Here is an 11,721-nt window from a genome sequence, read left to right as displayed (position 1 = left end):
TCCTCAAAAATTTAGTTCGTACAACAGACAATTCCCAAATCTAGAAAATGTTGCCTTCTTTGTTTTAAAAAAACGTGACTACATGAGGTAGTCACGCTAAAATCGTATCACAAACGGGATATGATTTCAATATTCATCAACTATTTTTCCTTACTTTGTGGTGAGTTTATTTCGTCAGGTAACGCAAGAATCGGTTGCTCATCTATTTTATTCTTACGAATCATCTGAAAAACATGTACAACAATTGTTTTACACACAGCGTAAAATGGCACTGCTAGAAAAATACCTAAGAGTCCAGCAATATTTCCGGCAACTAGTAAAATAAGAATAATCGTCAAAGGATGGATTTGTAATGATTTACCGATTACGTTTGGATAGATAATATTCCCATCAATTTGTTGAACAACCAATACAACTAAACAGCACAATAATGCTTTGAATGGTTCGTCAAAGACTGTAACAAAGACCGCTGGGGCAAGACCAATATAAGGTCCTAAGTAAGGAATCAAATTGGTTACACCAGCAATTACACCAAATAAAAATGCATATCGGACACCGATCAATGAATAACCGATAACAGTAAACGTTGCAACAAATAAACATTCAATCGCTTGTCCGCTAATGTAACTTGATAATGTTTTGTTCAATTTACTTAATAAATCAACAATATCATCTTGACGCTTTTCAGGTAAAAAACGTTTGATCCCTGGAACCATACGATCTCCATCTTTTAACATGTAAAATAGAATGAATGGCGCTGTGACAATGATGATCGTCGTTGAGGCAACAGTTGATACGATCGAACCTAAACTACTAGATAAACCACTGATAAACTGTTGAATAATATTGCCATAAGAAATATCAAGTTGATCAATATATTTCGGCAAGTCAAAATCTTTAAACAACGGTAGCTTAGCCATTTGATAAACCCATGCTTCTACACTTTTAAAAACATCTGGCATGTTAGAAGCCAAACTAGATAATTGAGATACTAGACTAGGAATCACGCTAACTAAAATTAATACAAATGCTACAATCAAGAGTAAAAATACAATTAAGATCGCAAAAATTCGTTTCATATTCGTTTTCATCAATAGATTGACGATTGGATTTAAAATATAATACAAAAAACCAGCTACCAAAACGGGGGCAAATAATGTTGAAAAAAATGTTCCTATCGGCGTAAAAATAAAATTAATTTTTGATGATACAAAAATCAATGTGGCAATCACTAACAACTCTGCCGACCAAAAAAATAATTTCGATTGTCTTAATTTTTCAAACAAAGATGTTCCTCCTTTGATTATTATAATTTTTCTTTGTTGTACTCTTTATAAAAATAATTGCTTGTTAATAGATTCTAGCATACCTTTTCATAAATAAGATAGCAATACTTCTTTATACCTATTTTTATTGCCACTATTTTTCTTCTCTATACAAAAAAACATCCATTAAATAGATACACGGATGTTTTTGTGAAGCGTTTAAATTACAACGATATGTTTATTATTTGAAAAAGTTTTTTACTTTATCAGCTAATCCACCTGTATCAATATCAGGAATCATTCCCTTTAATTTCTCGTATTGTTCACCAATCTCATCTTTATGTTCTTCAAGAAATTGCTTTGCTTTTTCAACGTTACCTTCACCAATCAAGTCTTTGACTTTTTGCACGATTTCCTCTGTGTTCATTCCATACACAACCTTTCTTTTTTTATTATTTATAATGTACACTGCTACTATTATTTTTACAAAGGATACACCTCAAATGCTCTCAATATTCTACTATTTTATTTTTTGAGGTATAATGGATAAAATAATTATGATAGAGGTGCTACATGAAAATCGTTCACACAAAAGATACTATGAGTGATATCTACTTAGATGCCGTTAAAATTCGTCGTCAAGTGTTTATGCTGGAGCAAGGTGTTCCTGGTGAAATTGAAATCGATAAATATGAAGCGGCTTGTATTCACTTTGTTTTATACGGTGATAAAAACGAAGCTATTGCCACTTGCCGGTTATTGCCGCTACAAGACGATTTGATAAAATTACAACGGATGGCCGTTCAAAAAGCGTTTAGAGGGAATGAGTTTGGTCGCTTGATTGTAGAAGGTGCTGAAGAGTTTGCAAAAGAACAAGGGTACAACATGATTACATTAGGAGCTCAAATTACCGCAATTGGTTTCTATGAAAAAATGGGCTACTCTAAAGAAGGCGAAATGTTCCTTGATGCAGCTATCAAACATTATCAAATGACAAAAAACATTTAAAATAATAAGAGACTGAAGCATAAATAGTAGGAGTTGCTTCTACTATTTATGCTGAACCCTTAAGTTTTAGCCTCTTATTTCCATCAACTTACTTTAGTTTCAACTATTGAATACCAAAAAAATAGAATTTCGTATTGAGGATCGATCGCCTCTAACTAATTCAATCTTCTGCGGAAAACATACAGATAAAAACTAGTGATTCTCCTATAATTTAACAATAAAAAATCCATAGAATAAAAATTATTTTTAAAATAAGTATACTAAAAAACAGTAAAACTCTAACAAGTTTTACTGTTTTTTTTCACTTAACATCTTACATTGGCTATTTTTTTGATAGCTCTTGATAACGTTGATACCAGATATCTACATAAGCTTCAGAGAATGGTCCTTTTTCATTATTAATCCAATCTACTAATGTCTTTACATTTTCTTTTAGGATAAAATCAATATCTTCTGGATAATCCATAATTTTACTGTGAAATTCATATTCATCCACATCTAATAAACGTTTTTCCCCATCTGGAAAAACTTTGATATCCAAATCGTAATCAATATACTTCAATGCTTCATCATCTAAAAGATACGGTGACGCTAGATTGCAGTAATAAGAAACCCCCTTTTCTCTAATCATTGCTATTATGTTGAACCAGTATTTCTTATGGAAATAAACAATCGCTGGTTCACGAGTAACCCAACGACGTCCATCAGACTCTGTCACCAAAGTATGATCATTCACGCCAATCAAAGAGTACTCACTTGTTTTTAATACCATAGTATCTCGCCATGTTCGATGCAAATGCCCATCGTGTTTGTAACTTTGAATCGTTACAAATTCACCTTCTTTTGGAATTGCCATAGTCCCCCAACTTTCCCTAGTACGAAAAATCGCGTATCAAAGCTGATTGCGCTTCGTTTTGGGTGTTCATTACACCGATATCAATACAATTATATCATAATTTTCAACTTTGCATACTAAGGAGTTTGATTTCTCATAGTGCTAAGGAATAATCTATTTGAATTATTAGATTGAATTTGAAATTTTGATGTTTAAATTGGGCTTGAAATGAAAAATGTCTAGCTCTAAACAGAGCTAGACAGAAACCGAAGGAATTGCCGTATATCAGTTATTTATTTCAATCCACTAGCTCTAAACAGAGCTAGACTACTGATTTACCATCGCCGCTAAGCTTTGCACCGATTTCAATCCACTAGCTCTAAACAGAGCTAGACTTTCCAAGCTAGGCAAAAGACCACTGAGGCATGGTAATTTCAATCCACTAGCTCTAAACAGAGCTAGACAGTAACTTTAGTTGTTGAACTTGGTGAAAAACATAATTTCAATCCACTAGCTCTAAACAGAGCTAGACTCGACAAAACAATCACAACGGGACTTCAGCAAATATTTCAATCCACTAGCTCTAAACAGAGCTAGACGTATTTAAAGATGGTGAGCTTTATTTGTGTAGGATTTCAATCCACTAGCTCTAAACAGAGCTAGACTTCTTCAATTGGGAATGCTGCGTTCACATAGTCTGATTTCAATCCACTAGCTCTAAACAGAGCTAGACTCATTGAGTTTCCACCAGACAAGCCATTGACGGAAATTTCAATCCACTAGCTCTAAACAGAGCTAGACACTGCAAACGATCGGTTGACTTTTTGAATGACTTTATTTCAATCCACTAGCTCTAAACAGAGCTAGACTAGGTGCGCCTTCTAATCCGTCAGTAAGCAGTGTTATTTCAATCCACTAGCTCTAAACAGAGCTAGACTTTGTTATTTTTACCTATTACAACATTTCTCCCAATTTCAATCCACTAGCTCTAAACAGAGCTAGACCTAATAAAATTTACTATTCTTGGGATAATCCTAATTTCAATCCACTAGCTCTAAACAGAGCTAGACGTTATACTAATATCTTTAGTTATATAATCTTTTATTTCAATCCACTAGCTCTAAACAGAGCTAGACGATGAATTTAATCAAGATAACGACATTGATGGTTTATTTCAATCCACTAGCTCTAAACAGAGCTAGACCATATTTATTTGACAAGTTTCTTTCACCGTAGAGATTTCAATCCACTAGCTCTAAACAGAGCTAGACTCGAAACGAGATTTAGAACGTTTACCGCAGCAAATTTCAATCCACTAGCTCTAAACAGAGCTAGACCGTGAAATTAGTAGAAATACATTACATATTTCGGCTATTCCACTACTAAAGCTAATTATAACATTAAATTAAAATGAGAAAAAGCGGTTTTTTCCGCTTAATTCCTCAAATTTATGGTGCGGATCTCCTAGGGTTTTTATGTGCACTTAGAGTTCGCACCCAAAATTATTCTTCTGTTTTAAATTCTTTTTTATAGAGTTCTAACATTTTTTGCTGAGGTTTTGGAAAAACATAGGTGGAAAATTCGTCTTTTGTTGCCCACTCTTGATTTTCAGCCAAAACTGTTAAACCTGTTTGTCGGCCATAAAACACAAGAATATGCCATTTTAGATGACTGAAAATATGGGTTACCTCTCCCAAGGTTCGCTTTTGCCAAACTACACTAGTATATTTTTCAAAAATTTCTGGATTTTCTTCCGCAACTAATGATGGTTCTTCAAAATCAAGTGATAATTGTTGATCTTCTTTCACCCTCATTTTTTGTAGAAACTCAAAACGTTCTTTACTGACTTCCTCTATTGGAAACAGCCACATATTTGCTAACAAGCCTTTAGTATCACGTTGCTCTAATAGAAATTCTTGTTGATTGTTTTCAATAATTCCACCAATATAATAAACGTCTTTTGGTTTTAACTTTTTAGATTTAACTGGAAAATTCGTCATTGTATTATGTTCATAGCTTAAACAGTACGATTGAATCGGACACTCTTCACACTTCGGCGATGTTGGTGTACAAGTCCCGGAACCTAAGTCCATCATCGCTTGATTAAAATCCCCAGGACGTTGTTGATCGATGATTTTATACATCGCTTCTTCAAAAACTTTGCGACTACTAGGTTTGGCAATATCATCACTGATTTCAAACAAACGGCTGACTACCCGCATTACATTACCATCGATTGCAGGTTCTGGAATGTGAAAGGCAATACTTCCGATTGCACCAGCTGTATAAGGACCAATCCCTTTTAATTGTCGAATTTCTTCAATCGTTTCAGGCATTTGACCATTAAATTCGCTCATGATTTGTTGCGCTGCAACTTTTAAATTTCTAGCTCTAGAATAATAACCCAAGCCTTCCCATGCTTTTAACAACTTATCATCTGGTGCTTCGGCCAAATCTTTAATTGTTGGAAACCATTCCATGAAACGATAATAATAATCGATCACCGTATCAACACGTGTTTGCTGCAACATAATTTCTGATATCCAAATACGATACGGATCTAGATTAACTCGCCATGGTAAATTTCGTTTTTCCTTTTCATACCAATCGATAAACTCTTCTTGAAATGATTCAAGTTTTTCGGCGCTCCAAGTTTCCCAATATTTCTCATTCTTCATTCTCTAATTCCTTTTCATCAAAATATTGCTGAATCAAGTCTGAATCAAAACGTTTTTGAAACAATCCCTGTTTGACTTTCATCAGGCGTTTATAAGGATCTAATTTGCGATGTTTTTCCCATAGTTTGTCGCCTTCTTTTCTGATCACATCTAATTCTTGGTCTTCGTCCTTTTCAAAAGAAAGTTCTTCAAGAGCCAAATCAATGACTTCTCGATTAAAGCCTTTTTGCATCAAATGCATTTGGACTTTTTGGAGTGCATCTTTGAAACTCTTTGTTCGGTAACGTCTCATCGCTTTTTCAGCAGTCGCTTTTGCTACTTCTACCTGTTCATCCATTGTATAAAAAGTTAACCCATGTTGAATGTCTTCATCATTCAAGCCTTTTCGTTTTAGTTGTTGTTCAATCATTTTGGGTCCTTTATCACTTGTTCGCATCAAAGTACGGACATAACTTTCACTAAAAATTTTATCATCTAAAAGATTCATTTCTTCTAGGCGGATCACGATTTTTTTTCGATCATCTGCTAAGATTTCTTTTTCTTTCAAATAATCTAAAATTTCTTTTTTTGAACGCAACTGATAACTTAAATAATTTAAAGACATCTGCAGGCCCACATCATAAGAACCAGCTTTTTTAATTTTTTCGACCATTTCATCTGATAATTCTTGTCCTTTTAACAAACGTTGTCGGACTAAAGTATCCTCAGATACACGCAATTTTTCTCCCGAAGACAGCCAGATAAGATAAAATTGACCTTTGTCTTTTGTAATTTTCGTGATTGTTTCCATCTTTCTCCGCCTTTCTAGTGAGAACATATATTCTACTATAACATATATTTGGCAGAAGCTAAACTAGCTAAATTGTGCTAAAATAAGAACTATCGATATATTTGATTAACAGATCTACGGATCAAAAGGATGGAATTATGACCACACAAACATTAAAAGAAGGACAAACGATTCCTTTAAAAATAAAACGTTTAGGCATCAATGGTGAAGGGATTGGCTATTACAAAAAGACGATCGTTTTCGTACCTGGTGCATTACCTAAAGAAGATGTCTCTGTAGAAATCACAAACATAGCTCCCCGTTTTGTGGAAGGACAACTGAAAAAAATTGTAAAAGCCGCACCTGAAAGAGTCGTACCACCTTGTCCTGTTTATGAAGCATGTGGCGGCTGTCAACTGCAGCACTTAGCTTATCCTGCTCAACTGCACTTTAAAAAAGATTTATTAAAACAGTCGCTCAATAAATTTAGACCGAGAAACTTTGACAATTACCAACTACCTAAAACGATCGGCATGAAAAATCCATGGAATTATCGTAATAAAGCGCAATTTCAATTACGTAAGATTGATGGTGAGATCGAAGCAGGGCTTTACCAAGCTGATTCTCATCGTTTGGTCCCAATCTCTGATTGTCTTGTTCAACAACTGGCTACAACCAAAGTAATGAATGCTTTAGTAGAATTGTTGAACAAATATCAATTACCAATCTATAATGAACGAAAAAACAGCGGTATCTTCCGAACATTAATGGTTCGTGTCGGAGTTAAAACCAATGAAGTTCAAGTTGTTTTTATTACGCAATCCGTAAAATTCCCACAGAAAAAAGCATTGATCGAAGAAATTACTCAGCATCTTCCAGAAGTGGTATCGATCATGCAAAACGTTCAAAACAAAAGAACTTCAATTGTTATGGGGGATGAAACAATTCACGTCTGGGGCAAAGAAAGTATCGAAGAGCAAATCAACGAAGTTACCTTTGATCTATCTCCCAGAGCCTTCTTCCAGCTAAACCCAGAACAAACTGAAATTTTATACGATGAAGCATTGAAAGCTTTAGATTTACAACCAAATGAAACTGTTGTAGATGCTTATTGCGGTGTCGGGACAATTGGGTTAAGTATCGCTAAACAAGCGAAAGAAGTTCGAGGAATGGATATTATTCCAGCAGCGATCGAAGATGCTAAGATGAATGCTGAGCGCTTAGGTGTTACGAATACTCATTACGAAGTTGGGACTGCCGAGGAATTGTTACCTAAATGGCTTCAGAGCGGTTTTAAACCTGATGCAATCATTGTTGACCCACCTAGAACTGGATTGGATCAAAAGTTGCTGAAGGCTATTTTAAGACAGCCTCCGAAAAAGATGGTTTATATTTCTTGTAACGTGTCGACACTTGCAAAAGATTTGGTTGATTTGGCTAAAGTCTTTGATGTGAACTATTTACAGTCAGTGGATATGTTTCCGCAAACAGCACGATGCGAGGTTGTTGTGAAATTGACTAAGAGATGATTTGCTTAAAAAGATCCAACAATCAGATATAAATCTGGTCGTTGGATCTTTTTTAAACACTGTTAAAGTGTTTCTCCGTTACTAGCTATAACCTTTTTCATCCAATCATAACTATCCTTCAAATACCGTTTTTGACTCCCTTTCCCATAATCGTCTTGATCTACATAAATAAACCCATATCTCTTACTCATTTCCGAAGAAGAGCAACTAATAATATCAATCGGTCCCCAAGCACAATACCCTCTAAGATCAACACCATCTTTGATGGCTTCTTTCATTTGTTCGATATGAGCTTTGTAATAGTCGATCCGATAGCCATCGTGAATACTTCCATCTTCTTCTAACTGATCATAACATCCGATACCATTCTCTGTGATATAAATTGGACATTGATAGCGATCATAAAAAGAATTCAACAATGTTCTTAACCCTAATGGATCGATCGTCCAGCCCCAAGGATTTGCTGGCAAAGCTTTATTTCGATATGGTTCATCATGAGTGGCATCGCAAATCTGAGTATAATAATAAGAAAACGATAAATAGTCGGCTGTATGTTTTAAAATTTTTTCATCTTCTGCAGCAAATTCCAGCTTAATACCATGTTCTTCAAAATAACGAAACGCATAACCTGGATAATAACCTCGTAGTAATACATCTGCAAAGAAATACTGCATTTGGTTGATTTTCAAAGTTGCTAGCACATCTTCTGGATTACAAGTAGCCGCATATTCTGGTCCACCACAAAGCATCATCCCGACTTGATAATTTTCATCAACTTGATGCGCATATTCCGTAGCTAAAGCAGAAGCTACCATCATATGGTGTACCCCTTGATATTTCGCCTCCTGCAGATTTTCCACTTTATCTTCTGCGATCCCTAAATGATTGAATGATTCATGACCGATCAAATTGATCTGATTAATCACGATCCAATATTTCACTTTGCCTTGATAGCGGTCAAAAATAACTTTACAATAACGAACAAAGAAATCTACAACTTCTCTTGAATACCACCCTTTATACTTCAATGTAAGATTCAACGGCATCTCATAGTGAGAAAGTGTAATCATTGGTTCCATACCATTTGCGATAATTTCATCGATTAGTTTATCATAAAAAAGCAAGCCCGCTTCGTTTGGTTCAAGCTCATCACCATTTGGAAAAATTCGAGACCAATCAATGGAGGTTCGAAATAACGTTAATCCCATGCCTCCTAATAATTTTAAATCCGTTGGATAGGTTTCCTTGAAATTGATCCCCCATCTTTTTGGAAATATACCTGTTTTGCTATTCAAGGCTTCTTCAATGTAGCTTGTGGAAATTTCTGCGTTTGATCTTTTTTCTAATGGCAGATCGGCTCTAAACTCATTGATATCAGCCACACTTGTGCCTTTTCCTTCGTACTCATACGCACCCTCACATTGATTAGCAGCAACAGCTCCGCCCCACAAAAAGTTTTTTGGAAACCCCGTCGGTACTTGATACATACTTTTGCCCTCTTTTCTTTAATTTTTTTCAAGTAACGTTAAACGATCATTGAGTTGCTTGGCTATTTTGATTAAGTGATTCGCCATATTGATTTCACTATAAATCGTCATCAACGTATCTTGCGCGTGTGCGAATAACAAAGAATGCTCCTGTTGTTTTGCCTCTTCACCCATTTCACTTTGAATAGCTCTTGTTTGAATTTTATGCGCTTCAGTGATATTTTTTTTGGCAACTTTCATTTCTTCTGTAGCTGTTTCAAAATCGTTCTTTTCAGTTGCAACAAGGGCATTTTTACAATTAACTCTGGCATCCCCAGCGAATAAAATAATTTTCATCGCTTGCTCTGATAATATATCGTCCATATAATTAAGCCTCCTTCATCGTTTGATTTTCAGCTTTTGTTTCTTGATCATCGTATGCTTTAAAAAATGGATACCAAATAGCTGTCGATATCGCAAAAATAACTAGCATTAAAATAATTCCAGTAATCGTCCCAGTCGTAAACCAAGTTGCAAATGGAAACGGACAGTACCACAATTCAAATTGAACTTTAGGAATCGGCGCAAATGGAATCACCTTTGTAAAGATATAAATCACGATCGGTAAAATAATTCCTTGAAGCCACATTGGAATCATTAACAATGGGTTCCATGCAACTGCACCAAAAATCACTGGTTCATTGATATTGAAAATTGATGGTGCGATACATGCTTTGCCTAATGCACTGATTTTCTTAGAACGAGCCCGCATCATCATTAAAACCAAAGGCATCGTGCAGCCAATTCCACCGATCCATAGATAAGCTGAATATAAGGTACTGCTAGTAACCAAATTTAACGTTTCAACAGATGCTGTGCCATTTTGAACTAGTGCGATATTTTCGGCAATTGCTTTTAGTAAGACAGGCTGAACCACAGGTGTTAAAACCCAAGTAGAAATCCCCATTGAATAAAGAAAACAAATTAAAAACATCATCCCTACAAAACCTCCAGGAGATTCCATAAAGCTTGATAATGGCATAAAAATACTTAAAACAATGTTGTATAAATCCACTTTCATGATCAAAACAACGACCCAGCCAAAAATGATAATAATTCCTATCGGCAACATAGAATCAAACCAAGCTCTGACAAAATCAGGAATCACTGATTCTTCTTTAAAGAATGTAAATTTTCCCAAGGTAACCAAGACAAATCCAGCAATCAATCCGGCTACAATCGCAACAAACATACCGCCAGCTCCTAATGCATCATGACCAAAACCGATCACACCATCTTTCTCGATTTGGGGTGAAATAATCATTAAAAACAAAACTAATCCGCTCATTCCAGCGACGATTCTTTGTTTTCGTAATCTTTTTTTCTCCATTAAGTTAAATGGAATCAAGAAGGCTACAAACAGTGAAATTTTCCCCATCGTCCAGCCAAATGGTACCCAAAAACTTGGTAGAGCCGGAAAATACTCATTTAAAATAGCTAACATCGAAAAAATCGAACCTAAGAAAATAAAAGGTAACGTCTGCATGATTGAATCTTTGATGCTGACGATCCAAGGGTTATTATTCACTTTATTCATTTTAGGTGAGAAACTATTTTCCAACCAAAAGATCAACTTATTCATATTTACGTCTCCTTTTTCACATTATTCGTCTTCTTTTAAGGAACTTAACAAATGTTCAACAGCGGCATCCCCATCTAACGTCGCATAATACTCTTTTTTCATCAGAATAACTTTTACAGGAAACCCGTGAATAATCTCATCGATTTCATCAATGATATATTCAAGATGTGGTCCCACCATCAACGCATCGATTTCCTCAATATAGTTTTCGATTTCCGATTCACTTCTCGCAACAATACTCATGTCTAAATTTTTTATCTTGGCCGCCTTACGCATATTTGCAGCCATAAACCCACTACTAGCACCTGATCCGCAGACTAACAATACATTTAATTCACTCATTTTTTTCTCCTCTCTCATTTAAAAAGTGAACAAGCTTATGAAGCTAGACAATACTAAAAGCTGAACAAGCTCGCCTAATTATTACACTCTTATCATCTACGTTTTACACGTCACTATCAAATATGATTCTTTCCTCCTCTTACTGCATTGGCGGAAGCAACTGTACTTGATTTGCTATTTAAAAGAA

11 protein-coding genes and 1 CRISPR repeat array are annotated in these 11,721 nt (G+C 35.2%); of the genes, 2 read left to right on the top strand and 9 right to left on the bottom strand.

The features are described from left to right. Nucleotides 1-140: 140 nt before the first annotated feature. Both I580_RS00730 and I580_RS00725 read right to left on the bottom strand, forming a co-directional pair. Nucleotides 141-1,286 carry an AI-2E family transporter gene (locus tag I580_RS00730; protein WP_010773238.1) on the bottom strand — a complete coding sequence of 382 codons (1,146 nt, stop codon included), beginning with the start codon at nucleotides 1,284-1,286 and terminating at the stop codon, nucleotides 141-143. A gap of 220 nt (nucleotides 1,287-1,506) precedes the next feature. Beyond that, on the bottom strand, nucleotides 1,507-1,692 hold the full coding sequence (locus I580_RS00725) for a hypothetical protein (RefSeq protein ID WP_010773239.1): 186 nt from the start codon (nucleotides 1,690-1,692) through the stop codon (nucleotides 1,507-1,509). Between the two features lie 146 nt (nucleotides 1,693-1,838). Here I580_RS00725 and I580_RS00720 point away from each other — a divergent pair, with 146 nt between their 5' ends. Beyond that, complete coding sequence (locus tag I580_RS00720) at nucleotides 1,839-2,273, top strand: GNAT family N-acetyltransferase (protein WP_010773240.1); 435 nt, start codon at nucleotides 1,839-1,841, stop codon at nucleotides 2,271-2,273. A gap of 322 nt (nucleotides 2,274-2,595) precedes the next feature. Here the strand turns inward: I580_RS00720 and bph are convergent, their stop codons facing one another. The 3 genes from bph to recX form a co-directional block, all read right to left on the bottom strand. Then, entirely contained in the window at nucleotides 2,596-3,129 is a 534-nt protein-coding gene (gene bph, locus I580_RS00715; RefSeq protein ID WP_010773241.1) for a biofilm phosphatase Bph, read from the bottom strand. A gap of 274 nt (nucleotides 3,130-3,403) precedes the next feature. Beyond that, nucleotides 3,404-4,445: direct repeats of the CRISPR family, unit length 33 nt; unit sequence ATTTCAATCCACTAGCTCTAAACAGAGCTAGAC. A 165-nt stretch (nucleotides 4,446-4,610) separates the two neighbouring features. Then, complete coding sequence (gene mutY / locus I580_RS00710) at nucleotides 4,611-5,786, bottom strand: A/G-specific adenine glycosylase (protein ID WP_010773242.1); 1,176 nt, start codon at nucleotides 5,784-5,786, stop codon at nucleotides 4,611-4,613. Beyond that, the gene (gene recX, locus I580_RS00705; protein WP_010773243.1) at nucleotides 5,776-6,576 is read right to left on the bottom strand and encodes a recombination regulator RecX; all 801 of its coding nucleotides are present in this window, start codon (nucleotides 6,574-6,576) and stop codon (nucleotides 5,776-5,778) included. The genes mutY and recX overlap by 11 nt, the downstream gene beginning before the upstream one ends. 137 nt (nucleotides 6,577-6,713) lie before the next feature. On the opposite strand from recX, the gene rlmD reads away from it, so the two are divergent. Next, complete coding sequence (rlmD, locus tag I580_RS00700) at nucleotides 6,714-8,084, top strand: 23S rRNA (uracil(1939)-C(5))-methyltransferase RlmD (RefSeq protein WP_010773244.1); 1,371 nt, start codon at nucleotides 6,714-6,716, stop codon at nucleotides 8,082-8,084. 62 nt (nucleotides 8,085-8,146) lie between these two features. On the opposite strand, the gene I580_RS00695 is transcribed toward rlmD, so the two are convergent. Genes I580_RS00695 through I580_RS00680 form a run of 4 tightly spaced genes read right to left on the bottom strand, consistent with a single transcriptional unit; the run spans nucleotide 8,147 to nucleotide 11,534 of the window. After that, complete coding sequence (locus tag I580_RS00695) at nucleotides 8,147-9,571, bottom strand: glycoside hydrolase family 1 protein (protein ID WP_010773245.1); 1,425 nt, start codon at nucleotides 9,569-9,571, stop codon at nucleotides 8,147-8,149. Between the two features lie 18 nt (nucleotides 9,572-9,589). Then, entirely contained in the window at nucleotides 9,590-9,934 is a 345-nt protein-coding gene (locus tag I580_RS00690) for a PTS lactose/cellobiose transporter subunit IIA (RefSeq protein WP_010773246.1), read from the bottom strand. 4 nt (nucleotides 9,935-9,938) lie between these two features. Continuing rightward, nucleotides 9,939-11,192: a PTS sugar transporter subunit IIC gene (locus I580_RS00685; RefSeq protein WP_010773247.1), complete on the bottom strand. Its 1,254-nt coding sequence runs from the start codon at nucleotides 11,190-11,192 to the stop codon at nucleotides 9,939-9,941. A 21-nt stretch (nucleotides 11,193-11,213) separates the two neighbouring features. Beyond that, complete coding sequence (locus I580_RS00680; RefSeq protein ID WP_010773248.1) at nucleotides 11,214-11,534, bottom strand: PTS sugar transporter subunit IIB; 321 nt, start codon at nucleotides 11,532-11,534, stop codon at nucleotides 11,214-11,216. Nucleotides 11,535-11,721 lie beyond the last annotated feature (187 nt).

Origin of the sequence: Enterococcus caccae ATCC BAA-1240 (genome assembly GCF_000407145.1) — a bacterium.
Lineage (GTDB): Bacteria > Bacillota > Bacilli > Lactobacillales > Enterococcaceae > Enterococcus_L > Enterococcus_L caccae.
This window is presented reverse-complemented; position numbering and strand designations above follow the sequence as displayed.

What these genes read in the sequence shown, in the direction of transcription:
- I580_RS00690 (WP_010773246.1), bottom strand. Translation starts at nt 9,934, where the DNA reads ATGGACGATATATTATCAGAGCAAGCGATGAAAATTATTTTATTCGCT.
- rlmD (WP_010773244.1), top strand. Translation starts at nt 6,714, where the DNA reads ATGACCACACAAACATTAAAAGAAGGACAAACGATTCCTTTAAAAATA.
- bph (WP_010773241.1), bottom strand. Translation starts at nt 3,129, where the DNA reads ATGGCAATTCCAAAAGAAGGTGAATTTGTAACGATTCAAAGTTACAAA.
- I580_RS00680 (WP_010773248.1), bottom strand. Translation starts at nt 11,534, where the DNA reads ATGAGTGAATTAAATGTATTGTTAGTCTGCGGATCAGGTGCTAGTAGT.
- I580_RS00720 (WP_010773240.1), top strand. Translation starts at nt 1,839, where the DNA reads ATGAAAATCGTTCACACAAAAGATACTATGAGTGATATCTACTTAGAT.
- recX (WP_010773243.1), bottom strand. Translation starts at nt 6,576, where the DNA reads ATGGAAACAATCACGAAAATTACAAAAGACAAAGGTCAATTTTATCTT.
- I580_RS00685 (WP_010773247.1), bottom strand. Translation starts at nt 11,192, where the DNA reads ATGAATAAGTTGATCTTTTGGTTGGAAAATAGTTTCTCACCTAAAATG.
- mutY (WP_010773242.1), bottom strand. Translation starts at nt 5,786, where the DNA reads ATGAAGAATGAGAAATATTGGGAAACTTGGAGCGCCGAAAAACTTGAA.
- I580_RS00695 (WP_010773245.1), bottom strand. Translation starts at nt 9,571, where the DNA reads ATGTATCAAGTACCGACGGGGTTTCCAAAAAACTTTTTGTGGGGCGGA.
- I580_RS00725 (WP_010773239.1), bottom strand. Translation starts at nt 1,692, where the DNA reads ATGAACACAGAGGAAATCGTGCAAAAAGTCAAAGACTTGATTGGTGAA.